This is a genomic window from Sphingobacterium sp. (assembly GCF_032065005.1).
Lineage (GTDB): Bacteria > Bacteroidota > Bacteroidia > Sphingobacteriales > Sphingobacteriaceae > Sphingobacterium.
Genome location: NZ_DAMBMM010000002.1, coordinates 443,478 through 469,193 on the forward strand (window position 1 = coordinate 443,478; position 25,716 = coordinate 469,193).

The 25,716-nt window shown below is 42.0% G+C and carries 25 protein-coding genes and 1 pseudogene; 7 read left to right on the forward strand and 19 right to left on the reverse strand.

Features of this window, described 5'->3' with window-relative positions; translation table 11 throughout:
• Nucleotides 1-9: 9 nt before the first annotated feature.
• Nucleotides 10-555, reverse strand: a complete 546-nt coding sequence (locus RT138_RS04640; protein WP_313189759.1) for a ferritin-like domain-containing protein — start codon at nt 553-555, stop codon at nt 10-12.
• Nucleotides 556-915: 360 nt separating this feature from the next.
• Nucleotides 916-1,152 (reverse strand): hypothetical protein, encoded by a 237-nt coding sequence (locus RT138_RS04645; protein ID WP_313189760.1) that lies wholly within the window; start codon nt 1,150-1,152, stop codon nt 916-918.
• 425 nt (nt 1,153-1,577) lie between these two features.
• Here RT138_RS04645 and RT138_RS04650 point away from each other — a divergent pair, with 425 nt between their 5' ends.
• Nucleotides 1,578-2,081 carry an RNA polymerase sigma factor gene (locus RT138_RS04650; protein ID WP_313189761.1) on the forward strand — a complete coding sequence of 168 codons (504 nt, stop codon included), beginning with the start codon at nt 1,578-1,580 and terminating at the stop codon, nt 2,079-2,081.
• A gap of 280 nt (nt 2,082-2,361) precedes the next feature.
• On the opposite strand, the gene RT138_RS04655 is transcribed toward RT138_RS04650, so the two are convergent.
• The 4 genes from RT138_RS04655 to RT138_RS04670 all read right to left on the reverse strand — a co-directional run bounded on the left by RT138_RS04655 (nt 2,362) and on the right by RT138_RS04670 (nt 4,633).
• The gene (locus RT138_RS04655) at nt 2,362-2,643 is read right to left on the reverse strand and encodes a penicillin-binding transpeptidase domain-containing protein (RefSeq protein ID WP_313189762.1); all 282 of its coding nucleotides are present in this window, start codon (nt 2,641-2,643) and stop codon (nt 2,362-2,364) included.
• Nucleotides 2,644-2,686: 43 nt separating this feature from the next.
• Complete coding sequence (locus RT138_RS04660) at nt 2,687-3,127, reverse strand: penicillin-binding transpeptidase domain-containing protein (RefSeq protein ID WP_313189763.1); 441 nt, start codon at nt 3,125-3,127, stop codon at nt 2,687-2,689.
• Nucleotides 3,015-3,539 (reverse strand): penicillin-binding transpeptidase domain-containing protein, encoded by a 525-nt coding sequence (locus RT138_RS04665; RefSeq protein WP_313189764.1) that lies wholly within the window; start codon nt 3,537-3,539, stop codon nt 3,015-3,017. The genes RT138_RS04660 and RT138_RS04665 overlap by 113 nt, the downstream gene beginning before the upstream one ends.
• Nucleotides 3,540-3,994: 455 nt before the next feature.
• Nucleotides 3,995-4,633, reverse strand: a complete 639-nt coding sequence (locus tag RT138_RS04670; RefSeq protein WP_313189765.1) for a class I SAM-dependent methyltransferase — start codon at nt 4,631-4,633, stop codon at nt 3,995-3,997.
• A gap of 442 nt (nt 4,634-5,075) precedes the next feature.
• On the opposite strand from RT138_RS04670, the gene RT138_RS04675 reads away from it, so the two are divergent.
• From RT138_RS04675 to RT138_RS04690, 4 genes and pseudogenes are all read left to right on the forward strand, one after another.
• Nucleotides 5,076-5,351: an RNA polymerase sigma factor gene (locus RT138_RS04675; RefSeq protein ID WP_313189766.1), complete on the forward strand. Its 276-nt coding sequence runs from the start codon at nt 5,076-5,078 to the stop codon at nt 5,349-5,351.
• An 18-nt stretch (nt 5,352-5,369) separates the two neighbouring features.
• A pseudogene (locus RT138_RS04680) lies at nt 5,370-5,579 on the forward strand (RNA polymerase sigma factor); the annotation flags it as partial.
• Between the two features lie 603 nt (nt 5,580-6,182).
• Nucleotides 6,183-6,380, forward strand: coding sequence for a DUF892 family protein (locus RT138_RS04685; RefSeq protein ID WP_313189767.1), 198 nt, complete (start codon nt 6,183-6,185; stop codon nt 6,378-6,380).
• 563 nt (nt 6,381-6,943) lie between these two features.
• Nucleotides 6,944-7,951 carry a DNA topoisomerase IB gene (locus RT138_RS04690; RefSeq protein WP_313189768.1) on the forward strand — a complete coding sequence of 336 codons (1,008 nt, stop codon included), beginning with the start codon at nt 6,944-6,946 and terminating at the stop codon, nt 7,949-7,951.
• 162 nt (nt 7,952-8,113) lie between these two features.
• Here RT138_RS04690 and RT138_RS04695 read toward each other — a convergent pair whose 3' ends face one another.
• The gene (locus RT138_RS04695; protein ID WP_313189769.1) at nt 8,114-8,302 is read right to left on the reverse strand and encodes a hypothetical protein; all 189 of its coding nucleotides are present in this window, start codon (nt 8,300-8,302) and stop codon (nt 8,114-8,116) included.
• A gap of 285 nt (nt 8,303-8,587) precedes the next feature.
• Between RT138_RS04695 and RT138_RS04700 the strand changes: the two genes are divergently transcribed.
• Nucleotides 8,588-8,722 carry a hypothetical protein gene (locus RT138_RS04700; RefSeq protein ID WP_313189770.1) on the forward strand — a complete coding sequence of 45 codons (135 nt, stop codon included), beginning with the start codon at nt 8,588-8,590 and terminating at the stop codon, nt 8,720-8,722.
• A 166-nt stretch (nt 8,723-8,888) separates the two neighbouring features.
• Here RT138_RS04700 and RT138_RS04705 read toward each other — a convergent pair whose 3' ends face one another.
• The 12 genes from RT138_RS04705 to RT138_RS04760 form a co-directional block, all read right to left on the reverse strand.
• Complete coding sequence (locus tag RT138_RS04705; RefSeq protein ID WP_313189771.1) at nt 8,889-9,485, reverse strand: DUF892 family protein; 597 nt, start codon at nt 9,483-9,485, stop codon at nt 8,889-8,891.
• A 52-nt stretch (nt 9,486-9,537) separates the two neighbouring features.
• Nucleotides 9,538-10,233: a KGG domain-containing protein gene (locus RT138_RS04710; RefSeq protein WP_313189772.1), complete on the reverse strand. Its 696-nt coding sequence runs from the start codon at nt 10,231-10,233 to the stop codon at nt 9,538-9,540.
• Nucleotides 10,234-10,464: 231 nt separating this feature from the next.
• Complete coding sequence (locus RT138_RS04715) at nt 10,465-12,126, reverse strand: FAD/NAD(P)-binding protein (protein ID WP_313189773.1); 1,662 nt, start codon at nt 12,124-12,126, stop codon at nt 10,465-10,467.
• A 658-nt stretch (nt 12,127-12,784) separates the two neighbouring features.
• On the reverse strand, nt 12,785-13,150 hold the full coding sequence (locus RT138_RS04720) for a response regulator (RefSeq protein ID WP_313189774.1): 366 nt from the start codon (nt 13,148-13,150) through the stop codon (nt 12,785-12,787).
• Between the two features lie 42 nt (nt 13,151-13,192).
• A complete protein-coding gene (locus RT138_RS04725; RefSeq protein ID WP_313189775.1) occupies nt 13,193-14,002 on the reverse strand; it encodes a protein-glutamate O-methyltransferase CheR in 810 nt (269 codons plus the stop codon).
• Between the two features lie 3 nt (nt 14,003-14,005).
• Nucleotides 14,006-14,371 carry a response regulator gene (locus RT138_RS04730; RefSeq protein WP_185217794.1) on the reverse strand — a complete coding sequence of 122 codons (366 nt, stop codon included), beginning with the start codon at nt 14,369-14,371 and terminating at the stop codon, nt 14,006-14,008.
• Between the two features lie 13 nt (nt 14,372-14,384).
• Nucleotides 14,385-17,960 (reverse strand): response regulator, encoded by a 3,576-nt coding sequence (locus tag RT138_RS04735; RefSeq protein ID WP_313189776.1) that lies wholly within the window; start codon nt 17,958-17,960, stop codon nt 14,385-14,387.
• Nucleotides 17,960-19,432, reverse strand: coding sequence for an ATP-binding protein (locus tag RT138_RS04740; RefSeq protein WP_313189777.1), 1,473 nt, complete (start codon nt 19,430-19,432; stop codon nt 17,960-17,962). Before RT138_RS04740 ends, RT138_RS04735 begins: the two co-directional genes overlap by 1 nt.
• Before the next feature lie 1,111 nt (nt 19,433-20,543).
• The gene (locus RT138_RS04745; protein WP_313189778.1) at nt 20,544-21,329 is read right to left on the reverse strand and encodes a CpsB/CapC family capsule biosynthesis tyrosine phosphatase; all 786 of its coding nucleotides are present in this window, start codon (nt 21,327-21,329) and stop codon (nt 20,544-20,546) included.
• Nucleotides 21,330-21,444: 115 nt separating this feature from the next.
• Entirely contained in the window at nt 21,445-22,434 is a 990-nt protein-coding gene (locus RT138_RS04750; protein WP_313189779.1) for a sugar phosphate nucleotidyltransferase, read from the reverse strand.
• Nucleotides 22,435-22,436: 2 nt separating this feature from the next.
• Entirely contained in the window at nt 22,437-22,961 is a 525-nt protein-coding gene (locus RT138_RS04755; protein ID WP_313189780.1) for an exonuclease domain-containing protein, read from the reverse strand.
• Nucleotides 22,962-22,986: 25 nt separating this feature from the next.
• On the reverse strand, nt 22,987-24,267 hold the full coding sequence (locus RT138_RS04760; protein WP_313189781.1) for a replication-associated recombination protein A: 1,281 nt from the start codon (nt 24,265-24,267) through the stop codon (nt 22,987-22,989).
• 206 nt (nt 24,268-24,473) lie between these two features.
• Here RT138_RS04760 and RT138_RS04765 point away from each other — a divergent pair, with 206 nt between their 5' ends.
• Complete coding sequence (locus RT138_RS04765) at nt 24,474-25,577, forward strand: tetratricopeptide repeat protein (protein WP_313189782.1); 1,104 nt, start codon at nt 24,474-24,476, stop codon at nt 25,575-25,577.
• Nucleotides 25,578-25,716 lie beyond the last annotated feature (139 nt).

Below are 25,716 nucleotides of genomic sequence, written 5' to 3' on the forward strand. Positions count from 1 at the left end.
CGACTAACCTTAAACAGCTTTTAAATTTTTGGACTGATGGCTTCCCGACAATGCCCGGGAATTTAGGTCAGTATCTGCGATGGAGGTTAGGATACAGTCAGATTTCTTTTCTTCTCCCAGTGTGCGCAAAAGAAGTTGTTGTACCTCCCTTTCGTTGAGCGTCTTGGCATATGCGGCCAATGTCCCATAGCATGTGATTTCATAATGCTCCACCTTTTGGCATGCAGCAACCAGTACAGAATCCCGGACTGTCCCTTCCTGGATATCAGCCAGAGATTCATCGCCCTCCTTCATGATCCCTTCCATTGCCAGGCACTTTTTGCCTTCCGCTTTTTCTCCGATCAGTCCAAATACCTTCTCTAGCCTGGCGACATGCTCATAGGTCTGAGCGCAATGGTCCTTTATTGCAGTTTTCAGGCGCACATCGGAAGCTTTTGCCTCCATTTCAGGAAGTTTTTTTGTCAATGCCTGTTCTGCCCAATAAATATCCTTCAGGCCAGTCAAAAATATATCCCTGAGATCTTTGGCATTTGAAGTTTGTTTTTTTCTTTCCATGGCTGTTTATTTTGATGTAAGGTTTAAAATGTTCATTTCTGATTTCTCTCTTTACTTCTGGCAAGCTTAAATGGATCAAGGACTTATTTTAACAGTCCAAATAATTCATTAAATTGCGGGCTATGGCCCTCAGTTCTTATTTTAGCATTCTTAAGAAGTGAAATGTTGTTTATTTGGGTCCCCATCAGTTGATGGGGACTTTTTGGGTTAAACAAAATTGTTGTTCTACACCGATCGCAAGACCGATCCGAACCGAACAAACATGTTCGCACTACCAAAAGGAATAAAAGTTCCCAAAAAACAGTTTTAGGGAACTTTTGTAGTTATTGATGAATTTTTCAAATTAATTGTTAAGGATTATCAATCATGTCCTTCAGTTTTTACGATCTTGTTATAGATCCCCAAGAGAAGGAACGGAGCGGCCCACTGCCCAATGAAAAGAGCATCCTTATCATCTTTCCACCGGGAGCATTTCAATGCTGCAGAAACTCCCATCGACAATAATGCCGCACCTAGAAATACCACTGATGGTATTTTTGCTGTTTGACTTTCAATAGTTTTACTTATCTGGTCTTCGTTCGCTGTGTTAATTGCCATAATGTTTTCTTTTTTAGTTCAAAATATGAACAAGGCAAAGAAGAAATAGTTTCATTCTTCTCGTATTTCCTTTAAAATACAATTTTAAGGCACATAAAGGACTCAAGCTGTAGGGATATAGCTACATGTATAAAAAAAGATAGCCATGTGTACATTAAATTGAACACACCACTTTTTTTGCAGCTACTGAAAAAAAAGAAAATCAATGTCCAAAGGATGTAATACATGGCACAATCCATTTCCACCGGCAGGGGATTTTCAAAAATGTATTTGGCATGGGTATTGAATCTTGCTAAATCACACAACCTTTACATATAGGTATGAGCCGTCCGCACGCGAGGTGCCATGACAGGTCATATCAACATCTTCCTTTGCGCAAAGGGTAATTAAATAGTAATATTTGTTCACAAAAGCCCTACTAAAAGATGAATTACAAATTTTTGAAAGAGGAGGTTTTGGTGCACACACCAAAACTTCTGCAGTATGCCCATAAATTTACTCAAGATCAGAATGATGCAGAAGACCTACTTCAGAATACACTGGTCAAGGTGCTGAAGTATCATAAGAAATTTGTCAATGGAACCAACCTATTGGGATGGATCTATACGATCATGAGAAATACATTCATTAACGATTGCCGTAAGAGATCCCATCAGCTTAAGTATATTAATGGAATTGTGGAATCCCAGGATATGGAGAATCGGATCAGTCAGGATAGGTCCGAAGGGCCCCTAATAAGTGAAGAAATAGACAATGTCATCAAAACAATTCCTGAAATATATTATACTGCATTCATGATGTTTTATGAAGGGTACAAATATTATGAAATAGCTGAATATCTCGGGATCCCAGAAGGGACTGTAAAGACCAGAATTCATACGGCAAGGCAAATCCTACAGAAAAAATTGCGCAACTATAGGATTGATTAGCTAAAATTTTAAGGCGCTTCCAGGGGTGATGGCAACAGAACCCCTGCTAAGCGTTTGTTTCCTTTATGGCCAACCTCTGCAAGAAAATCGATAGCCTTTAACCTAATAAATTTTTCTACCGTCCGTAGGTCATTATTAAGACCCAATAATATCAGTCTTTTGAACCTACAATCTTTCTTATATTCCATCCTTAAGGGAAAAGAGGACTGGATGGCAAGAACACAAATAATATCCGAAATGCGCCTACCGATCACATGAAATTGATGCTGATAAAAATATTTCAATTTATGATCCTCTGGTATATCTGATCAGGTATAGTGACCTTTCCATGGAGGAATTTTTCTATCATCATCCTGCCAATGGGTGCGGCCCAGGTACTTCCGTAACCTGCATTCTCAACGAAAACTGCTATAGCGATCTTGGGAGCTTTCCGTGGGGCGAAACCAAAGAACACAGCATGGTTTTCTCCGTGGGGGTTTTGGGCAGTGCCAGTTTTTCCGCACATCTCCGTACCAGAGATCCTTACGGAATATGCCGTGCCGCCCGGCTGATTAACTGCCATGCTCATGCCTTGGATGACCGGTTCAAAAAAACGGTCCTTTGTTTCAACCGAATGCAGAGAAAATTCCAAAACTATTGTCCATCATTTTCACAAGGTGAGGATTGTAATAATAACCCCTATTTGTCACTATAGACATTATATTAGCCATCTTCAGTGCAGTAATACCCATTTCTCCCTGGCCGATCGATAGTGAAATGTTATAGCCCGACATCCATTTTTCATTTCCAAACCGCTTGCTATAATATTGGCTGGGAGGCAACAAACCCGGTTTTTCGCCTGGAATATCAATACCAATTCTCCTGCCGATACTGAACTTCATCACCTTTTCCCTCCAGATATCATACTGTTGGCTAGGTAAGACATCACCTCCTTCAAGTATTGCTGAATAAATGTGACCGTAATAGGTATTGCAAGAGGTTTGGATCGATTGAGACAGATTTATAGGTCCGTGCACATGGGTACATCCCATAGCCGTTCCTACCATATCGGTATCCCCCCTGACAGTTTAAAACCGTAGATCCAGTAATTTCTCCCATATCCTGTGCGGTTAGGGCACTGACCACTTTAAAGACTGAACCGGGTGGATATTGGGCATGAATGGGTCTTACAAATAATGGTTTATCCGGGTCATTAAGCAATTTTTTAAATCCCTCTGCCCTTTTGTCCCCAATCAGATCATTGGGATCGAAAGTCGGACTGCTTACAAAGGCTAATATCTCTCCTGAATTAGGTTCAATTGCAACAATACTTCCTTTTCTTTTCCCCATCAGCTTCTCTCCAAATTCTTGGAGATCAATATCCAGGGTACCCGAGAATTCCATTCCATATACAGGATCTCGGTCATATTTCCCATTTGCAAAACTTACCTGGGGCCGGTTATGGACGTCAGCGACCATAATTAGCTATTCATAGACTAATTAAAGCAATAACCATGTCCAGTTAGCTTTAGAAAGCACACGGGAGGACGAAAATCAAGAATCAATTTTTAGAATCTTGTGGGCCGCCCGACACGAAGTAGAGAGCTTTAGGAGAAATGGACAACAGATATTTGGGGATGCAAAGGGATATCCAGGATTTCCTCGCACCAAATTCATTGTCGATTACACTCTAAAGACTCTTTTACAGAATCTGATAATCCCAATTCCTGTTTTATCCCATAAGACTCGATTAAAAAATTTTCAGAAATGCATAAAAATCTGCTCTTAAAATATTTCTGTCCATTTAGAGACCAGATCCCAGCAACCTCCAATCGCATTTAATAAATCTTTTTAAATTTCACTATACTCCAACCTACTGATCGAAATAATGTCCTCGGATAATAGTCCAGAAATGGCCCAATTTATCTATTTGGTTACTTATTGCATTGGATCAAATAGAATGGATAATTTTCCTGAACCGTTTCGATCTGATGAAGTCCATGATTAGCGAATTCCTCTTGAATGGATTGCGGGTCATAGAAAAACATATTCAAACCGCCAAATTGTTCATACCGATCCCTGCTTATCAGTGTTCCTTGTCGAAAGGTAGAAGCATCCTTGGTGATTGCAGATAAAATCATTGAGCCTCCAGCAGTAAGCTGATAGAAACAGTCTGCAATAAATTTCTTCCTCTCATTTTCTCCTAGCAGATGTATTAAGGCATGACAGAATATACCATCGTAGATACCGGGATGGACCTTCATTTCAGTTACCGACCCCTGGTGGACTTTCAGTGATTCTCCAAAATTTCGTTCTGCAAGTTTGATAGCGGTCTCGGAAATCTCAATTCCAGTCACGGCCATTCCTTTATTGAGGAACGGGGTAGCATTCCTACCATACCCTATACCGGGAATTAATATTTTCTTCAAACCTTTTTTTGCAAACATTTCGGCGGATAGGACGGCAGTTTTCGCAGGGGTTGATCCCCACATTTCCTGCTTAACTTTAAATGCATTTTCCCAAAATTCAGTCATAAATCTTCTAGCATCTTCGATAAAAGCAAGGTTCTTCAATAGCTCCCATTAGGTTTCAAAGATATAGGCAGTATCCTTATACTTAAAAAGTAATGTAATAGGGGAGCGCCTCCTTTTAATATCTGCCGATCTTTCTATTTTAAAAAACGTTTTAAGGAAATCATTGAAATTTAAACCTCGATTCGATCCGTTCATTAAAGTTAATGGATTATTTAGATTAAAAATAGCAATCAATCTTTATTTGAATATTTTATTTTAACATTGATATACCAGGGATTGTCTCAATCAGATCTCACCGTTATATAAGAAAATGTCCAGAAATTTCTTTGGCAGACTCATTGCAACTTCAATTACTTACAACCATAAGATTTTTATTGGGCCGGAGATTTAACGCGAGGTTTGTTTCTGGTCCAATTTCAATCTAAATCATCTTTGCGCAATGGTGAATTAATACCAGTTTTCTACTAAATCACTTTTTAAAATGAACAATGATTTTATAAAAAATGAAGTGTTGGTTAATTCGGACATGCTGCTTCAATATGCGAACAAGTTTACCAAGGACCAAGATGATGCGGAGGATCTCCTCCAGGATACCCTCATGAAGGTCATTCGATACCAGAAAAAATTTGAGAAGAGCACAAATCTTTTGGGCTGGATCTATACGATCATGAAAAACATTTTCATTAATAGGTGCGGTAAAAATGGAGTGGAGAGAAATTACGCGTCAACAGTCTTCCCCGATTCTGACCCCGCATAACAGCAGAGCCAAAACAAATGTATGGACAATTTTTTGGCAGAGGACATTGAATCTGTCCTAATATCAATACCTGAAAAATATTATGTGCCGTTCATGATGTTCTTTGAAGGTTATAAATACCACGAAATAGGAGAACACCTAGGCCTACCGGAAGGAACCGTCAAAACTCGAATATACACCGCTAGAAAACTTTTGCAGGAAAAACTTAAAAGCTATAAAGTTTCTTAACTTAATATAAAGTAAAGGTCCTAATATAAAATTTAGGACCTTTTTCCGCTAAAAATGTTCCCTATGGGAGGGGTAATTTTTTATAAAATATAAAAAAATATTGATTTAACCCCCTACAAAATACTTTTGATTAACATAAAATCAGTTCAAATTCGAGACTGTCAGACACACTCCAATAAAAGCTGACTACTCTATGCAATCCTCTTCTTTTTATCTCCTTCTCGTATTTAAAAAAAATATGCCACCTATAGTGGGGATATAGGTGGCATGGGGTTTTTTGACTATTAATTTACCTTTCCAGTATAAACAGTTTAGAGGTAAATATGTTTGATGTTGTATAAAAATATTTCCTGCCCAAATTTATATCTACAGAATAAAATCTTCATTAGTTTTAACTAGTACCTACAAAAGCTTGGATAACTACTGACATTTCAGAACAATTATGAAAATCGGTTTTTATTTCCTCAAACAATCTTAACAATATTAATCATCGCAACAATAAAATCTATTATCTCAACTTGAAGAGACCAAAGAACATGTCATAACACTTGAAGAAGTTTTGAATCGATCGAGATTAAAGCGAAAGCTTACAAATGTGATGCTATGACCGGGCTATCAGAAGATGGTAAAAGTATTATGGAATTGACAGAACCCGGAGCTGTACGTGATGCGGGAATAATCGCTGCTTCGCAAAAAGTAGAGCATTATGAGATTGAAACTTATGGGACGCTGGCAGAATTCGCAAAAGCGCTTGAACATAAGGATACATTAAAGTTACTCTTGAAGACATTAAAAGAATAAAACTCGTGCGATGAAAAATAAGCGCCATTGCGGATACGAACTTAAATTCAAAAGCCGAGTAATATATATCTAGTAAAATAGGTATTTTTAAATGCCAACCTTCTAGGTTGGCATTTAAAAATCCAGTAAGATATTATCTTACAAGCCAAAGCGTGCAATTTTCACTAAACCCAAAAAAAATGGCCGGATATCACAAGAGAAAATAAGCGCCTTGATCGATGTCCCATTTAACTTTCTGAAATATCATTATTAAACTTAAAATTATCAAGCGAATTGATCCCCGAACTATTCTAGGCAACATATCTGACGGAAAAAGAGATAAATTACCCGCTGAAAGGTGGATCAACATTCACGGACATAGAATTCAACTTTCCATCTGAAAATAAACCAGGAATGGGCAAAAATGAAAACAAAGCTGCACTTCACCCACTGGAGGGGAACAGGACGTACTAAAATAATGGCGGCAGCGCAGCTCTAGCATAATTTGACCTTTAAATTATATATGCTAAAACAAAATACATTCGAAACGGATTAAAGGTATAGGAATAATTCAATGACAATGTATGGAAGCAAAGAAACCTTTTAAATATGTAAACTGCAATTCAAAGGGCATCTCTAGGATACAAAACGGTGAGCTATTTGAATACTACGACCAAAAAAAGGTGAGGATTGTGGATCCATCTGTCCTATCTCGGATCCATTCCTTGGTAATCCCGCCTAATTGGACCAATGTATGGATATGTCCGAATAGAAATGGGCACATCCAGGCCACGGGCTTGGATATTAGGCAACGTAAGCAATATATCTACCATCCCCGATGGACAGCTTTCCAGGACCAGGATAAGTTCAGCAGACTATATCACTTTGGAAAGAGCCTGCCAGTATTAAAAAAACAGTTGGAGAAAGATATCAAAAGGGAGTTGTGTGACCAGAGATATGTCTGTGCTCTGGCAATCATGATCATCCAGCACACCTCCATACGCCCAGGAAATACCATATATAGAAATTCCAATGGTTCCTTTGGTCTCACCACACTTCAGAATAAACATGTTAAATTACAGCAAGGAAAGGTAATATTTAGATATAGGGGGAAAAAAGGTGTAAAGCAGGAGAAAGCATTAAGTAAGAAAAGGCTGTATGATAAGATTGAGAAGATATTGCAACTATCGGGAAAACAGTTTCTCCAATACGTGGACCAACAGAATGTTAAAAGAGCCATAAAGCCTTGCCATCTGAACAGCTATCTTTCTGAAATATATGGCGGGAATGTTACCAGTAAAACCATAAGAACGTGGAACGCATGCTTTTTGGCTTTGGGTCATCTTTTGGAGACTTACCCTGGCAACACTAAGAACCGAAACAAAAGCTGCAGAGAACTTGTCTGTTCCGTCGCGCACATTTTGGGAAACACACCATCGGTGGCACGCAAAAACTACATCTGTCCCGTTATCTTAAAAAGGTTTGAAGAGGGCAGTCTTGACGGCTGGATGAGAAGGTATGCAAAAATTGCAAAGAAGGAGAAGGATACAATTGTCCAAAAAAAGCTCTTGATGCTATTGAAAGGGTGTTAGATAGATCATCATTGTTTTTATCCCGTAAAAAATCTGAGTAATTTGTTATGGTGGGTAAACACACGGCACCGATCAGACATAGCTGAGACCATGTTTTAACCCGTGATCTAGGGCCTCTTCATACATATTCCAATAAACTGTGGAGCTCAGGGGGGGATGGTGTTAATAGATTGATGAAGGTTCAAACACCTGATAGGAAAACCTAAAGTCCCCCTCATCAACTTCTCGGAGTGTTACCAATACAATCACTCCCTTATTTCTCAACCAGCTTTGGATACTGGTCGGGTCAGGATATCCATCAAACCCTTTTTCTTTCGCATATGCAAGGATGTCCATATTATTGTTTCCCATAGGATAATGATCTAGGTTTAGTGTCTTAATACTAAAATAGATAAAGAACATTCTACGGTGAAAATTCTGAATGAAAATGAATGATTTGATTAAAAATTGTAGGCGACGAGCTATAGGTTAATGATTTTACTCAATTCTTTAGGACAAGATGAACAGAAATAATTTGATCTATTTCTCACGAAAATTATCAGTTATAAAATATTTTCAAGAAAACTCCATAAAAGATATTAAGTTGAACGGTCTTTGCATTAATATCTAAAAATAAATCAACTAAATAATCTATATATGGAAAATTTTAAAACAGCAGAAGAACTTGGTCAGGAAAAGGGATATTATCTATTATGGTTAGCCATTTTGGGAGAGAATGGCCAAGAAAATGGTTCTAAGGGAGATAGTGCAATGGAAAACAGTCATAATTGATCCCAATTTTTTAGAATGCTGTTCTCGAGTTGCAGAAAATAGGTGGCTCTTATCTCTGACCTGAGTGCAACAGCAAAATTGCAAAAATAGATAAAGAATAAAAAACGTCCATAAAAATGGACGTTTTTGAGATATTAGAGATTATGGATATGTTTTAAAATTAGGTTTAATCCTCTTTTTCAGCTTCTGGATTAATATGGTTCTCTGCAATAAACGTGAGTTCCTGATCCGTTTCTTCTTCTTCTTCGAGCGTTCTTTCTAAAAGATCCGCAATCTTTTCAAATCCCAGGGTGATTGCCAATTGGACAAGTCCTCCATAGGTAGCTATCTCATAATGCTCAACTTTCTGAGCACCAATGATAAGTCCCACGTCCCTAGTGGCAGAGCCCTCAGGAGTATTCTTGATAATCTCCCGTGCCTCCCCTAAGATACCTTCTATTGCCTTACATTCCTTGGCTTCCGCCTTTTCCTCCAATATACCAAATATCTTGTTGAGCCTGCTGATGTGTTTCTTGGTCAACAGATGGTGATCTTCAAAGGCATCCTTAAGTTCCTCTGCAGAAGCTGCACTTTCCATCTCTAGGAGAGCTTCAACCAATTTGTTTTCAGCATAAAGTATATCCTTTAGGGATGAAAGGAAAAAGACATATAATTGGGAACCTTTTTGAGCGGATTGGTCCGCTTTTTTATCAGTTCCGCTTATTTGATTGGTATCCTCGGTACCTTCAGTCTGCCCTTCTTTGAGCAATTCTTTTTTTGCCATAAGTATTTTTTTTTCAGCGCCCTATGAAAGGGCACTGAAGTGATGATATTAATTAAGAATTCCTTCTGCCCCCAATTCCCGATCGACCGGATGAGCGTCCTCCACCGTGAGATGCCTTGCCTCCCATGCGGGCGATACGGGTACGTTCAGCTTTGCTCATTGAGGCAAATCCGCGTTTGGAACCTGAACCCGAGCTGGATGAGGAAGAACCCGAGCTGGATGAGGAGTTCCTTGATCTCCCCCTGGAGCCTGAAGAACTTCTACCGGAGCTGTTTGATCCACCTCTACCTGAATTTCCTGATCTTCCCCTTCCGGATCTAGTTGAGCTAGCCCCAGAGTTATTCGATCCGCGTGCCGAGCTGGTAGACTCGCGACGTGAACCATTTGACCTACCTCCCGAAGTGCTACCTTTTCTGGAACCAGAGCTGGATGAAGTAAACCTTCCATCGCTATCGCGGCGTCGGTTTGATGATCTGCCGTCCGAAGAGTCGTCATCATCCTCATCATCCTCATCATCCTCGTCATAATCATCATCCTCATCGTAATCGTAGTCTTCATCCTCGTTATCGTAATCCTCGTCCTCATAGTCATCATATTCTTCTTCGTCGAACTCATCATCATAATCTTCATCATTTGATGCGTCGCGGAATCCATGACTGTACCCTAATTGGTAAATGTTTTCTAATGAATGTTCGTTATTGTCAGAGGACCCCCCTCTTGAGCGGCTGCTTGAATTATTTCTTTTCATGATAAATTACTTAAATGTTAAACTGTTTTGATACAGTTGTTTATAATAATTAAATAACGAAACACTCTCTAGAACCGGTTTCTTAAAATTGAACCCTTTAAAATATAAAAGGTTCACAATTAGTGTAAATTTTACAATAGGCTTTTAGACTTGATCAATTATCACTCTTTGATTTCCTGAAAGAGGGAGACGTCCCCTTAACTCCGAAATGCAGGGTCAGTCCTATAATATTCAATCAATATCGTTATTCCCCAACATATTGGCAATTCTCTTAGCCGCTGTATCGCAGAAATCCAGGCCAGAAAAATCTGGGTTTACCCCACTGAGAAAGGGCACTGCCATAATGAAGAGTGAGGGATTGACTGCCCCGAACCTGTCCAGTGCCTGAAAGTTATCATTTATGGCCAGTCCCGTCACTTTCATGAAATACTTGCCCATGTCATCCCTGTACACATTGGCTGCACTGTCTTCAACATGTTTTTTTGCATTTTCCTCATCCTTGAAAAATAGGAATCCGGAAGTGACCTTACCCGTCTTGAGCCCGTCAAAGGGAAGGTCGTTGAAGTGCATGGGCCTCTGCCCAATGGCATCTACAAAAATCTCATAGTTTTCTACAAATCTCTCCCCTTCGTCATCTGCGAACGTTACTTTACATCCTGAACCTGTTGCATTGGGAACGAACTCGCTTTCCTCACCAACGGCGTAGTTACGAAGGAGATCCTGTTCATATAGAGCAATCATCTCATGGTAGGAAGCTTGGGGCAGGGACGCGATAACAATTGAAATGAGCGGCATAAGCACTCTTTTGTGCCGGACCATATCTTCGGCGCTGAGATGTTTTGCCGGATAGTTGATGGCATAGCTAAAGGCAGACAGAGCTTCCTTCCAACTTATGGACTGCTGCCGCTTTATAGACTTTTCAGCTTCCCTGAATTCGGCCATAAATAGCTTTATGGCATCGATCTCTTCCCGGAGTTGCAGCATTCTCTCGGTAAATTCTTCAATTCCCAGATCTTTCACCCTGGAGTAAAACTCGGGGTCCCTCTGACTGAGAGGGATCAGGAAGTTTCTCTTGAATACGTGGTCGAGATCCACGAATCCCCCGTTTTTCGCTTTATATTCATTGATTTCGTCCAAACCCATCGTCCACTCGCTGGAAAATGCCTTATCCTCCGAATGGAACCTTAGGGCGGGAAGGAACCCTCTGATGGAAAAAAGGTCGATCCGAAAACCGCTGCTGTCTTCGTTCAATATGAAATCATAGCCGCCTTCAGGTCTTTCCCTGAATTTTCCGTTTGCCCTGGCCAAAGTTTTTATGGCATCAACTGCCGTTAACGACGCCCCCCGGATCGCTACCGGGAAATCTGCATTCAAAGATAGCTTTGAGGGCGGATAGGGAGAATCGTACCACGAATTGATCTTTCCCTCATTTTTAAGGGGCCATACGTGGCCGGTGCACAGGATCACAACGTCCGCATGGGTGGTGTCCTGGGATGTCAGTATCTTGAATGGTTCTCCTCCATCGCCGGGAATAATGTCCTCCACACAGGTATCCAAACGTATATCTACGGTAATCCCCAATGACCTAGCCATTCCGATATAGCTATGGAAGGAATGTTCCAGATAATCACCCAATAACCTCCTAGGGATCACTTCGTAGGGATTTATTTTTTTCCCTTGACAGAAAGACGCATATCCCTCTGGCGGAAATCTTTGAAGGTATGATTCAAAATCTTCTGCAAGTAAGGGAAGTTCATTTGCAGAAACATTGGCCAGGTGTTCCTTTCCTGCCCCCATTTTGCCGTAGGGCATACCCACCCCCAATCTATCGAACCTTTCGAAAATGGTAAGCTTTTGAAGGGTAATTTTGCGTTCAACAATGTGCTTGAGCATAAAAATGCTGGACCGCCTCCGACAATCGCAATATTCTGCTGTATGTTATTTTTGTCCATGGAATTGTTATATATAAATTTGATATGAGCCAAGTGCTAACATTATCGTCCCATGGCTAGTGGGACAATCCATAAACATAAACGCTATGGAAAAGTTAGATGTAAATGCATTTTTTAAATTACCAATCCTCTTTTAATATATCTGCTTTAAAAAAACCATAGTCCAGTTAAATATTTCGAAACCGGATTGTGATTTGTATATTTATATAGATGTTAGACCCAAGCTGAACAATAACCAATGAACAAATCTTTTTTATATATATAAAAAAATACGTGGGGGACCGAAATATGCGAGATCTCATCCGGAGACTTAAGGAATACCTGTGGGAGGCGGGATATGAAATAGACCAGGAAGATAGAGGAATGAGATATTTTTTCTATTCCTATATCTTTTTAACGGTACTTTTCATGCTGATAATGATTTATATCCTCCTTAAAAAGTCCTTATAAAAGAAGGAAGGCTTGAATCGACGACCCAAGCCCCTATTAACCAAACAATTATTATCCCATAAAGATACTAAAAATTTCAGAGCACCATGAGAAACCCGTTAAATATTAGTGGAGATTGAATTAATTGTTTTTGATAATGGAGATTTTTTCTATGGTTGGAGGATCCTATTTACTATTGCCTCAAAGCTGACCAGGTCAAAAGGTTTGGAAAGGAAACAATTTGCTTTTGCCTGACCGGCCAAAAATTCTATGTCACTGTTCGCTGAGACCAAGATTACCGGGATATCCCGATAAAGTGGGCTGGATTTCAGCATCTGCGTAGCCGCCACCCCTCCGATATCCGGAATCCAGTTGTCCATAAAGATCAGGTCAGGCTTAAAACTGCTCACTTTCTCCAACACGTCGTGCGACGTCCGCGATTGATAGACTATATGACCCATGTCCTCCAATACGATCGTAAATATCTCAAGCACGTGCCTATCGTCATCGAAAATAAGTATCTTTTTGTTTTCCATTGTATTATGCGAAAATATCAAATCTCCCCAAATTTTGAAACATTAATTTATTTTCTGCCAGATTTTTTGGTCACCAATCTGTTGGAACCTGCCCCTCAGAGAGGAAAACAGGAGGGTTTCCTTGGGACCCAGGCCTAGGAACCCGGCATTTTCCAAGCTCGTATGGAAGAGTTCTAGAACAGTGCCCTGCAGGGATCGGCGGAAATAGATCAGTACATTCCGGCACAGGATCAGCTGAAAGCTATTGAAGGAAGAGTCACCAGCAAGGTTATGGGTAGAGAACACCATACGGGAGCGGAGCTCATCGCTAAACCGAAATCTGCCCTGCTTCGAAGAAAAATAGTCCGATAGTTCCCCTGTACCGCCCGAACTGAAATAATTTTCCGTATACTCCCCAAGGTTCTCCATGGGAACAAGGCCTTGGCAGGCAATCTCTACAGAGACCGGGTTTAGGTCGGTTGCGTAAATTAGGGACCGTTCCATCAGTCCTGCCTCCTTTAGCAGTATGGCCATTGAATATGCTTCTTCACCCGTGGAGCAACCCGCTATCCAGACCCGGATCAGGGGGTATGTACTCAGGTAAGGGATCACCCTCTGGCGGAGGTCGAGGAAAAATGAGGGATCTCGGAACATGGAGGTCAGGGGAACGGTGACCTGTTGCACGAAGCTCCCTGCCATGGAGGGATCCATGAGCATCTTTTCCAGGAGCCCTTCCAGTTCGGCAACCTTCCATAGGGACATTATCCGGACAATCCTCCTCTGAAGGGAGTCCCGGCTATAACCGGTGAAATCATAGCCGAATTCCTCGAGTAACCTGGCAAGGAACATATCTAAATGGGATCCGATTTCCATTTCTCAGCCTTTCACTAATCCCCGGATCTCGGTCAACAGGAGATCGATATCAACTGGCTTGGAAACATACCCATCCGCTCCCGCGCTAAGGCACCTCTCCCTGTCGCCGCTCATGGCCTTTGCGGTCACGGCAATAACGGGCGGATAATCCTTTCCTGGGGAATCCCTGATGTGCTGCAAAAACTGGAATCCATCAAATTCCGGCATCATCATGTCCAGCAGCACTACGCTTATCCCATTTCCCACCTCTAGGATATCAAGGCCTTCCTGGGCGGTAATGACGCCCAGGGCATCGTAGCCCCTTGATCTGAGCGCGGTCTTGAGGGCGAATATATTCCGTCTGTCATCATCAATAATCAATATGCTCATCTGTTTTTAAGGTTTAACGGTTAAAAAGCCACACCCGGAGCAAGGAGACCAACTGGTCCACATCCACTGGTTTGGAGATATAATCGGAGGCTCCTGCCTTCATGCAACGGTCTCGGTCCCCCATCATCGCTTTTGCCGTGACTGCGATTATGGGAAGTTTGCTGAACGTTTCCTCAGAACGTATCTTTTCGATGGCCTGGAAACCATCCATCTTTGGCATCATTATGTCCATCAGCACGATGTCTATATCGGGATGTCCTTCCAGGATCTGGAAAGCTTCAACCCCATCGATGGCAGAGTAGATTTCCATGTTGAATTTTTCAAGTGCCCTAGATATCGAAAAGATGTTTCGGATATCATCGTCGGCAATCAGGACCTTTCTCCCATCCAAGATTTCGGACAGTCGGTTACCTTTGGGATTCAATTGCGAAGGGGTCCCTGAAGACTTATGGTCAACCAAATGAAGGAACAGGCTCACCTCGTCCAGGATCCTCTGGAAGGAATGGGCCGTTTTCAGGACGATCGAGTCTGCATATTCCTTAATGCGCATCTCTTCCTGCCCAGAGAGGCTCTTTCCCGTAAAGACGATTATTGGAAGATCTTCTAGTCCATCCTGCCCCTTTATGGTTTCCAATATCTCATATGCCCCCTGTCCCGGGATCCCCATATCCAGGATTACACATTCAACGTTTCCAGATTTAAGGGCCTTTACGCCATGGTCAAGGGAGGACTTCACCTCTGTGGATATGTCGAAGCTCTCAAGGTAGGAGGACAGGGCTTCGGCATGCTTGGGATTTTCTTCGAAGATCAATACCTTTTTTGGACCATTGCTGAGGGCAGCATCTATTTTGGAGAAAATCTCCTGGAAACCCTGTTTTTGGAAAGGTTTCCTGATAAAATCGATGGCGCCCCTACGAATGCTATCGCTTTTCTTGGCTTGTTCGGCCGACATCATGTGGACTGGGATATGGCGGGTATCCGGGTTGGACTTCAACCCTTCGAGAACCTGCCACCCGTCCATATGGGGCAGGACGATGTCCAGGAGGATGGCATTGGGGGAAAACCGCAGGGCAGCTTCCATGGCGAGGTCACCCCTCCCGACAGCTATTGCCTTGTAGCCAGCCCTTCTTGCATACTGCAGTATCAGCTTGGCGAACGCTTCATCGTCCTCGACGATCAATATGGTCCTGTCTCCCGGTACAATGTCCCCTCGGTCATCGGCAATGAATTGCGGGATAAAGCTCTCTGGACCAACAACGGGTGCACCAACTGCCTGCACTATGGGACCGATGGGCTGCTCCTGTTGCACACTGATATCGCCTCTGCCTAAAAAATCCATGGGCAGCGAGAGTGTAAAACAGCTTCCCTTGCCCAGGGTGCTCTCAACGGTAAGTTCGCCGTGCAGCAATCGTGCGATTTCCCTGCTGATCGAAAGTCCCAGGCCGGTTCCACCGTACTGCCTCCTGGTAGATCCGTCCGCCTGCTGGAAGGCCTCGAATATCAGTTTCTGTTTTTCTTGGGGAATCCCGATCCCGGTATCTCTGACATGGAACAGGACAGAAGGGTCCTTTCCATCGATAAGCTCTACGCTGAGGGTTATGTATCCCTTTTCTGTGAACTTGGTGGCGTTGGAGAGCAGGTTTCTAAGGACCTGTTCCAACCTTAGGCGGTCGCTTTTCAATTTAAAATCCTTCGGCAGGGTGTTCTCGATCCGGAGGTCCAGGTCCTTTTCCCTGGTTAGGGGGCGGAACATCTGCTGAAGCTCCAAAATGAGGTCGGCCAACCTAAATTCCTCGAGCTCTACGTCCATCTTACCTGCCTCGATCTTGGAAAGGTCCAATATTTCGTCTATCAGGTTAAGCAGTCCCGTACCGGATGACCAGATGACCTGGGCTGATTCCACCTGTTCATGGTTAAGGTTGCCCTCAATGTTCTCAGTGAGCACACGTGAAAGCAAAAGGATTGAGTTAAGGGGAGTCCGCAGTTCATGTGACATATTGGCAAGGAACTCAGATTTGTATTTTGTGCTCAGGGCTAGGGCTTCCGCCTTTTCCTGTATTTCCTTGTTCCGTGCGACGATCAACTGATTGGTTTCTTCCAAAAGATGCGACCTTTTCTCGAGCTCCTCATTGGAGATAAGCAGTTCATCCTGTTGCGACCTTAGCTCCTCTTCGGAGATCCTGAGCTTACCGGCCTGTGCTTCCAGTTCGCTATTGAGGGTCTCCAGTTCCGCATGCTGGACCTGCAACTCTTCTGTCTGGGTCTGCGTTTCTTCCAATAGCTGTTGTACCCTGCGCCGGCTCTGTGCCGCGACCAGGGAAATCCCGATGATTTCACAGAAGTCGGAAATAACCTCGAGCTTCTCTTCGCTTATCTCTCTTCGAGAACCTACTTCGATGATGCCCATGCATTCCTGTTGGTAGACAATGGGTACCAACGCTATCTGGTTAATTGATATCTCCCCCTGTGCAAATGAGAGCTTGAATTCATCGGGACATAGGTCCTTGATGACCCGGTGGCGTTTGGTCCTGTGGACCTCTGCGAAGATCCCGTCCGTTAAAGGAATCTCTGAGAAAGGAAGGGATTGAAGACCCACCGTATGCATGACCTTGAAGGATCCCCCTTGGACCATGAAAATTGCTCCGTTCTCCAGATCCATGAAGTCGGTGATGAATTCCATGCTGTACTTCGAAATTTCTGCAAGATCGGGGTTCCCCATCAATCCGGAGTTCAGCTGGGCCATGCCATTTTTCTGCCAATCGTTCCACTGGAGCTGATCAAAGTTCTTCTTCAATGACTCGGTCATTATGCGAAGGCTCTCCGCAATGTTCCCAAGGTCATCCTTTTTCGTGTCATCTATGATCACAGAATAGTTCCCCTGGGTAATCTGCCGGGCTATTCCCCTGATAATGTTCAGCCTGTGCTTCATGTCAAGGTCCTTCTCTAGCAATTCCTGCTGTAGTTCTGCCCGCCTTATGTAGTCTCCTCTAAGTTTCCAGAACAGGATGGCTGTGATGAAAAGGGACAGCAGGGAGGCGAAAGCAAAAAGGATATTTGTTCTTAAGGTGGAGTTATCGAGTTGTTGGGAACGTTTCCCTGCCCGGCTCTCTTCCTCATGCTGGATCTCGATGATCAGGTTCCTACATGAATCCATGATCGATTTTCCCCTGTCCAGCAGGCCCGGGGAAAGGTCGTCGGACCTCAGTCGCTGTCCTATGAGTTCGTCAAGTACTTCAATCCTTTCCCTGGCCAAACGGCCTAGCTGCTGGGCCCGGGCCAACTGCTCGGAGCTCAGATTTCCATTCACAAGACCACTGAGGTGCTGTGGGAGATCTCTCTGGCTGTCCCTGTAAGGAGCCAGGAACTTTTCCTGCCCTGTCAGGAGATAGCCGCGCTGGCCCGTTTCCGCATTCTGAAGGTCGATCAGTATCAACTGTGAATTGAGTATGGTCCTTTGGGACTGATCCATAAGGACCTTGTTTTCCCGCTGGTTTCGGAACGAAAAGAACATGACAGCCGATGAGGCCAAAAGGATGGCCATTGAGATACCAAAGCCTATCTGTAGGTTCCTTAATACATTTTGTGCCATTATTTATAAATTGGTAGGGTAAAATAAAATGTCGAACCTGCTCCGAGCTTGCTCCTGACCCCACAGGTCCCTCCGTGGAGGGTAATGATCTCTTTACATATGTGCAGTCCGAGGCCTAGACCCTGGAACTTTGCTGATGCTTCCTGAACCCTATAGAACTTATCAAACACGAAAGGTATTTTGTGTTCTGGGATCCCTATCCCGTTATCGGAGACCTCTACGGACAGGAAATTTTTCTCAACATAGGTGTGGATGCGGACCGCTTGGGAACCGGGAGCATATTTTATGGCATTGCTGAGGTAGTTTGAAAGGACCTGCTCCAATCTTAGGGGATCCGCCAAAATCCGCCTATCTATCTTTGTACCTGTCCGCTCTATTCTCATTTCCGCCGCTTGATGTTCTACCAATGCCGAATCAACAGCCTGTTGGATGACAGTCTCGATATCAGTTTCCCGGAGTGTGAGTTTCATCCCCCCGTTTTCCAACCGGGATATGTCCAGTAGGTCCTCAACCAAAGTATGGAGCTTTTCGGCCTGTTCCTTAACCTTCGATAGATAGCTGTATGCACGGTGCTCTTGAATATCCTTCATTGAACGCAAAGATATTTCTGCAAAGGCCTTGATACTGGTCAAAGGGGTCTTGAGTTCGTGGCTTGCAACACTCAAGAATTCATCTTTTTTATTTTCTAACTGTTTTCGCTCATCTATATCGGTCATGGTACCCACCCATCTGTGCCCACCTGACCCCTGAGCTACGGGCACAATCTTTAGGATATGGTATCGGTAATTCTCAGAATGTTTTTCGCGAAGCCTCAATTCAGCCTCCAATGGCAACAGGTCACCCATTTGAAGCCTCCATTTCTCAAATATGTGTCCGTCTTCGGGATGTAGCTCTGGCCATGTGGTCTTATCATGAGAATACCGTAGCCACTGCTCATTAACGAAATCAACATTCCCCCTGGAATCAGTGGTGAAGGCGATCTGGGGCAATGACTCAAGGGTGGTGTTCAGCTCCTCAAATTTTGAGGAGAGATCTTTTTGCGCTGATTTGCGCCATTCGACCTCCCGTTGTAGCTCATTCTGAATTTTATGCAGGGCTGCCGTCTGTTCGTAGAGCCGATAGAAGGTCTTCACCTTTAGCAAAAGGATGTCTGGGTCCACCGGCTTGGTAATGTAATCGATGCCTCCTGAATCGTAGCCCTTTGTGATATATTTCTTTTCACGGTTGACAGCAGACAGGAAAATTATTGGAATATCCTTGGTTTTTTTTGTCGATGAAAGAAACTCTGCAACTTCATATCCATCCATTTCGGGCATCTGCACATCCAGGATGATCAGGGCGTATTCGTTCTTGAGGCATTTCTTCAATGCTTCATCTCCAGAAAGGGCAGAATCGGTCCTGAAGCCTTTAACTTGCAGGGTCTTTTCCAATGAAAAGATATTTTCGGATTTGTCGTCAACTATTAGGATCATTTGTAATCTTTTTATTCGGTTGTACCAGATATATCTGAACCAATGCCGAAAGTAGGTCAAGAAAAGAAATTATCAAAATTTTACTTGATAAAACATCAATTTCAATAATCAGATTATTTTACTTTAACGAAAATGTTTTGGGAGAAATTCCTCTACTTTTTCCAACGCTGACAGACAACGCCTTGGGACAATTATTTAAATCATATCAGCATATATTTTATCCCTTTAATACAAGGATCAAATTATCAACTATAACATCAATCAATTTCATAAATAAAAAATTTAGTATTCTTTATGCAATTTGTTTTTTAGCTTTTTATAAGCTCTATTTAACAATAGTTAATAAAACAATAACCCTTTTTCTTGATGTCCATATGCACATACGGTCCATCCCGACAAGCAGGGCGATGCAAAACGGCCACATTGAACGTATCCACTTACATTTAGAGAAAACCCCTTGATTCCTAACTCTCATGAGATAACCTGCAAGTACAGTTATCTGGAGAAGAATGGAAATAGGAATACAATAAAAAAAGACGTACTAGCATGTGGGAGCGAATAGTAACAAGATAAATTGCCGATGGCAAGTAAATTGGTCACATTTGAAAAAGGTTGACCTATTGATAACATCATTTTTTGGATAAAAACTCCACCCGGTAACCAAAAAGGTAGAGTTAGAGACCACATAATGAGTGGAGTGCACAAAGCTGATTATTTGACCGTGGAATGCTTCAGAGACTTTCTGAACAGAATAAAAATGGTAGTTGAAAAATCCATATACCGCAAGGATGATATGGATTTTTCAAATATGTAAAATTTAAGAATTTGCCATTCCGTCAACATCATACATGTTTTACAGATAATTCGGTAGAAATAATGTAGCTTGAAAATAAGTGGTTTATTTTCTTCTCTAATATCAAAATCCTCAGTAACACATTCAGACATGATATCTTGAAAAGTTAATAAATGATCCCTATACATTTTCTTTTTTCGGGATTATAATTCGGGAAAATTCATTCAATAACCAATAGAGGTTTAGATATCTAGCATATTAAATTACTCCTCCCCCTTTTTTCCACACTGACCTAAAAATAAGAATTATCTATTTCTGTCAAGCAGTTTTCATTTCCCTTTTTGATTCAAAAAGTTTTGAATTTTTAATGGGGTTTCCCCTCAATAATTCCTCTGTATCATATTTTGCAACAACTGCCTTCAACGCCTCCAAATGCCTTGTATGATGCATATCGGTTCCCACAAAATCGTACATTCCTGCCCGGATCAGGGTCAAAGCACAGGTTTTCACGTTCTCCCCGTAATACTTGCTAATAGATAGCAGATTCAACTGAAGGAAACACCCAGCTTGTTTGATCTCCTGGAATATCTTAAAATTGTTGTGGAAATAATTGTAGCGTTCGGGATGAGCGAGGATGGGCTGGTAACCTCGGTCCTGAATGTCCCTGATGACGCTGAACAGGGCCCTTGATTCCGATAGGTAGGACATCTCTATCAGCATGTACTTATCAGCAATCAAACATAACTTATCCGCTTGAATCCATTGATCTATTTGGTCATCGATCATATACTCAGCACTAAAGTTCAGTTTGAAATCCATAGCATTAGCCTTCAAATGGTCGGTCAATTTGCCGTGTGCTGCTTTGATGGTATCCGGCGTATTGTTATGTACTCCTGCCATGACGTGAGGTGTCGATACACTGTTATGAATCCCTAAGGCTTTCAATCCATTAATTAAAGTGATAGACTCTTCAACACTTGGACTTCCATCATCAATCCCAGGTAGAATATGATTGTGAATATCCCAGCCGACCCAAGCCAATCGGTTTGCATACGCCTTTTCATCCTTTTTGCTTCCCCCAAATAAATTACTCCAAAATCCCATAGCTTCTCAAAATATTAGTTGTTTGGTAATAGGTTTCTAATTTTATATTAGATGTCCTGTTTATCAATAAGGTTTAATGTATACGTTCAATAAATCCTATTTGCTACAAAACACCTTAAATTAACGCAGAATTGTCTTTTTCCAACTGTTCATAAACCTGCTTCACATCCTGCGCTCGATTTCTATCCAAAACTAGAACCGCATCCTCAGTACTAACTAACATACAATTAGTTAAACCTACAAAAACTGTATGTTTATTAGTACCTACAACAATATTGCCATTCTCGTCCACTGGATGTCCTTTGCTTTTAAAATACTCAAATAAGGAATCAAATGCCCCCATATCGGACCATTCAAATCTTGCCGGAACGACCTTGATCAGGTCACTTCGTTCCATTACTGCATAGTCAATACTCTTAGAAGGAATCAATTTCGAATGTGCCTCATCTAGCACCAAGTCTTCTGCATATTCAAATGCTACTTCAGCAGCATTGTACAGCTTGGGTTCAAAACGCATCAATTCTTCTAAATAAACCCCTGCCTTGAAACAGAAGATCCCTGAATTCCAAAGGAAGTTGCCCTTCTTCAGAAAGTCTTTAGCGGTATCTTCATTGGGCTTCTCCCGGAATGAAAGCACGGTATTGCCTTCATGCTCGATATATCCGTACCCGGTCTCGGGTCTGGTTGGAACAATCCCGAAAGTTGCGATAAATCCTTCCTGGGCATACATAACGCCCTGATTGATCGCTTCGCGATAGTTTTTCAGCCCTTCGATCAAATGATCGGAAGGCGTAACGATCAATATATCGTCCGGATCCGCGTGGAAGGCAGCAAAGGCTATTGCAGCAGCTGTATTCCGAGGAGCCGCTTCTGCAATGATATCATGGTTATAATCTTTCAAGTAGGGCTCCGCGATTGTTTTGTTCAATGCCGATCCTACCAAGATCACCTTGGATGCGATTTCCTGATTCCTGGCTAGAGTCCATTCAAACAAAGTCCTACCTTCGAATATCGGCAGGTACTGCTTTGGTCTAGACTTCCTGGACAAAGGCCATAACCTTGAGCCCACACCACCAGATAATATTACATTTATTATTTTCCCCATTATTACCCTAATTTTTTCATTTCAATTGCATCGCCTACTTTAAGATACAATTCGGCAGTAGCTCTCGCATCAGACAATGCATCATGATGCTTTAATTCCACACCCATTAAATCACAACAGATACTCAATTTAGTCCGTTCAAAACCTAGGGATCGATAGATCTTGCTGGTACATTCCCATACTGGGTCTAGACCAAGCTCCTCGAATGGAAGATTATAGAAATTCATCGTTTCCTTCAATACGGAACGATCTAACAATTCATCATGTGCAACCATATGTTTGGAAACCAACAATTCTTTTATACTTGGAAACAGGTCAATAAAGGTCGGAGCCTCAGCCGTATGCTTTGGTTTAATCCCATGAACCCTTGAAGTTTGCCACATATACTTGTTCTGTGGTGGCTGAACCAAACTGTAGAATTCACTTACGACCTCGCCGTCAACAACGTCTACAATACCAACGGCACATACACTGTTGTATTTTGCCGTTGCTAGCTCAAAGTCTATAGTTGTAAATGTTTTAGACATTTATATAAAAGTAAAAAAATTAAACTCAATACCCATATTTTCCTTTCCATTTATCTCGAAGTGAAAGTCTTAGTTTCTCTTCTGCAGGATTCTTACCGGGCTCATACATTTTTGCATCGTGCAGGCCTTCTGGCATATATTCCTGATCGACAAAGTTTCCGCTATAAGCATGGGCATACATATACTCTGTTCCGTAATTCAGCTCTTTCATCAACTTGGTCGGCGCATTCCTCAGGTGCAGCGGCACCGATAGATCTCCTGATTTGCGTACGATTGCCTGAGCTTTGTTGATAGCTTCGTAGGAAGCATTACTTTTTGCAGAACAAGCCAAATAGATAACTGTTTGCGACAAAATGATTCTAGATTCTGGCCAACCGATTACGTTAACAGCCTGAAAGCAATTATTCGCCAGCAACAAGGCGTTCGGATTCGCATTCCCCACATCCTCAGAGGCTAATATCAAAAGCCTGCGAGCAATAAATTTAGGATCCTCACCTCCCTCGATCATCCGGGCCAACCAATAGACCGCAGCATTCGGGTCACTTCCACGAATCGATTTAATAAATGCCGAAATGATATCGTAATGCTGTTCTCCAGATTTATCATATCGAACCCTGTTCTGTTGGACATGTTTGGCAACAAATTCATTCGTTATTTCCTGTTTCCCGCGCGATGCGGCCTGGCTTACCAGTTCCAAGATGTTCAGAAGTTTCCTGGCATCGCCACCCGAAAGCTGCAAGATGGCATCATATTCCTTTATAGAGATATTTTCATCCTTGAGGAATTCATCATGGTTCAATGCCAAATCAATGATCTGGATCAGTTCCTCCTTGGTCAACTCCTGTAAAACATAGACCTGACAACGAGATAACAATGCGGAAATCACCTCAAACGAAGGGTTTTCAGTGGTTGCCCCAATCAAGGTCACCGTTCCTCTTTCCACGGCTCCTAGCAGTGAATCCTGCTGTGATTTGGAGAACCGATGGATTTCATCGATGAAAAGAATGGGTTGTTCTTGATTGAATTGACGCATCTGTTCAGCTTTGTCAATTACTTCACGCACGTCTTTCACGCCAGACTGTATAGCACTGAGGCTATAAAACGGCCTGTCCAAAGATTTAGCTACCAATAATGCCAATGTTGTTTTTCCGACTCCTGGAGGACCCCAGAAAATCATGGAAGGAATGGACTTTTGTTCTATGGCGTTCCACAACACAGCCCCCTCGCCTATAATATGCTTTTGCCCGACATATTCAGCAAGACTTTTTGGACGCATCCTTTCTGCCAAAGGTACTCTAGTAACCATAATTCACAAAGCTATTGATTTTTCAGAGTAAAGCCAATGTAAATATGAATTGGTAATACGAATGTGGCATTTCATCTATGATTTGGACACTTCCCCAGTAATGAGTTCCGTTAACGGAAAATTTTAACATTTTTTAGTAATTATTCTACCTTTCTAGGACGATCCATTTATCTTATATTTCAAATTATTTAATACTTTTGAAAAAAATGAATTTGCGAATGATTGATAAAGTGCGTGTTATCTTAGCTTTCGGCTTAATTACATCAACAGTAAGCTTAAAAGCTCAAACCAACAATAAACCTTTGGACCCTTCTGGATTTGTTACAAAATATGACAGTTCATTTGCCGGAATCGGACCTAAAGTATATGTACTCCCTCCTCCTAGGACAAAGGAAGAGGAATTGGTTGATTCTTATAAAGAGAAAAAAGGATTCTTTGATTCCATTTCGCGACAATTGGAGTATCAGTCCATCATTGAAGATTACAAGCCTACTTCAAATGCTTCGTATCTGAAACAGAGCTTCAATCCATTCCCGGCAACGGAGCAGGATTGGAATGACCTGATCGCAAAACTTGAAAACAACAGGAACTTACCTCTGGCTGCAGGAATGGCCAATGAGTATGCATATGACCTCTTGAAAAAACGTGATATCAACAAGGCAATCGCCCTATTGATCAGAGGCCTAAATGCTGCAAGAACCTCGGGTTCAGGAGAAAAATTTGTCCTGGAGCATAATCTTGCCAATGCATACCTATTCAATGGGAACTTTATAGATGCAGCAGCCATGCAGGAAACATTTTTGCGATCTGCAGTTGAGAAAAAGGAACTGGTTGATCAGGCGAACACCTTGGTCCGTATCGCATTGGTGCAAGCTCATGAAAAGAAATATTTTGCTGCGGAGAACACGATAATCAGACGTGCATTCCCTTTATACAATAGGACAAAAAACCATTTTGGCAAAGTATATGCTTTGATTAATCTGGCAAAAATCTATCAGCTGCAGAATAAGCATACCGAGGCACAATGGTTTTTAATACAGGCCAAGGATCTTGCTAACCTGAGAAAGATTGACAACGAATTGCCTGAGATTGAGTATATGTTAGCTTTTTCCAAATACATCCAACAAAACTATAAAGTCGCACAACTGGAATTTGAAAAGGCAAAAACATTGGCAGATGTAGAAAACAATAAGGTTCTACAACTGGCCATTGCGGATAAATTAGGAGATATCTATTTGATGATGGGTAACTTTGAAGATGCCGAACAGGAGCTTTCGAGTTATTGGAGATTAAGAAACGAACTGTTTTAAAATCCGCCGTTCAACCGGCTATCTCGGTAAGTTAATAAACCTTAAAAAGGCTGGGAAACAACAATTGAAATGAATATTTTACGTTGTCATCCTAACATTGAGTTAATTTTTGACTAAATTTAGCGCTAATAAAATACTC

Excerpts from the sequence above, each read along its gene's own strand:
- RT138_RS04640 (WP_313189759.1), bottom strand. The coding sequence starts at position 555 with ATGGAAAGAAAAAAACAAACTTCAAATGCCAAAGATCTCAGGGATATA.
- RT138_RS04645 (WP_313189760.1), bottom strand. The coding sequence starts at position 1,152 with ATGGCAATTAACACAGCGAACGAAGACCAGATAAGTAAAACTATTGAA.
- RT138_RS04650 (WP_313189761.1), top strand. The coding sequence starts at position 1,578 with ATGAATTACAAATTTTTGAAAGAGGAGGTTTTGGTGCACACACCAAAA.
- RT138_RS04655 (WP_313189762.1), bottom strand. The coding sequence starts at position 2,643 with ATGGCAGTTAATCAGCCGGGCGGCACGGCATATTCCGTAAGGATCTCT.
- RT138_RS04660 (WP_313189763.1), bottom strand. The coding sequence starts at position 3,127 with ATGGTAGGAACGGCTATGGGATGTACCCATGTGCACGGACCTATAAAT.
- RT138_RS04665 (WP_313189764.1), bottom strand. The coding sequence starts at position 3,539 with ATGGTCGCTGACGTCCATAACCGGCCCCAGGTAAGTTTTGCAAATGGG.
- RT138_RS04675 (WP_313189766.1), top strand. The coding sequence starts at position 5,076 with ATGAACAATGATTTTATAAAAAATGAAGTGTTGGTTAATTCGGACATG.
- RT138_RS04685 (WP_313189767.1), top strand. The coding sequence starts at position 6,183 with ATGACCGGGCTATCAGAAGATGGTAAAAGTATTATGGAATTGACAGAA.
- RT138_RS04690 (WP_313189768.1), top strand. The coding sequence starts at position 6,944 with ATGGAAGCAAAGAAACCTTTTAAATATGTAAACTGCAATTCAAAGGGC.
- RT138_RS04695 (WP_313189769.1), bottom strand. The coding sequence starts at position 8,302 with ATGGGAAACAATAATATGGACATCCTTGCATATGCGAAAGAAAAAGGG.
- RT138_RS04700 (WP_313189770.1), top strand. The coding sequence starts at position 8,588 with ATGGAAAATTTTAAAACAGCAGAAGAACTTGGTCAGGAAAAGGGATAT.
- RT138_RS04705 (WP_313189771.1), bottom strand. The coding sequence starts at position 9,485 with ATGGCAAAAAAAGAATTGCTCAAAGAAGGGCAGACTGAAGGTACCGAG.
- RT138_RS04710 (WP_313189772.1), bottom strand. The coding sequence starts at position 10,233 with ATGAAAAGAAATAATTCAAGCAGCCGCTCAAGAGGGGGGTCCTCTGAC.
- RT138_RS04715 (WP_313189773.1), bottom strand. The coding sequence starts at position 12,126 with ATGCTCAAGCACATTGTTGAACGCAAAATTACCCTTCAAAAGCTTACC.
- RT138_RS04720 (WP_313189774.1), bottom strand. The coding sequence starts at position 13,150 with ATGGAAAACAAAAAGATACTTATTTTCGATGACGATAGGCACGTGCTT.
- RT138_RS04725 (WP_313189775.1), bottom strand. The coding sequence starts at position 14,002 with ATGGAAATCGGATCCCATTTAGATATGTTCCTTGCCAGGTTACTCGAG.
- RT138_RS04730 (WP_185217794.1), bottom strand. The coding sequence starts at position 14,371 with ATGAGCATATTGATTATTGATGATGACAGACGGAATATATTCGCCCTC.
- RT138_RS04735 (WP_313189776.1), bottom strand. The coding sequence starts at position 17,960 with ATGGCACAAAATGTATTAAGGAACCTACAGATAGGCTTTGGTATCTCA.
- RT138_RS04740 (WP_313189777.1), bottom strand. The coding sequence starts at position 19,432 with ATGATCCTAATAGTTGACGACAAATCCGAAAATATCTTTTCATTGGAA.
- RT138_RS04745 (WP_313189778.1), bottom strand. The coding sequence starts at position 21,329 with ATGGGATTTTGGAGTAATTTATTTGGGGGAAGCAAAAAGGATGAAAAG.
- RT138_RS04750 (WP_313189779.1), bottom strand. The coding sequence starts at position 22,434 with ATGGGGAAAATAATAAATGTAATATTATCTGGTGGTGTGGGCTCAAGG.
- RT138_RS04755 (WP_313189780.1), bottom strand. The coding sequence starts at position 22,961 with ATGTCTAAAACATTTACAACTATAGACTTTGAGCTAGCAACGGCAAAA.
- RT138_RS04760 (WP_313189781.1), bottom strand. The coding sequence starts at position 24,267 with ATGGTTACTAGAGTACCTTTGGCAGAAAGGATGCGTCCAAAAAGTCTT.
- RT138_RS04765 (WP_313189782.1), top strand. The coding sequence starts at position 24,474 with ATGAATTTGCGAATGATTGATAAAGTGCGTGTTATCTTAGCTTTCGGC.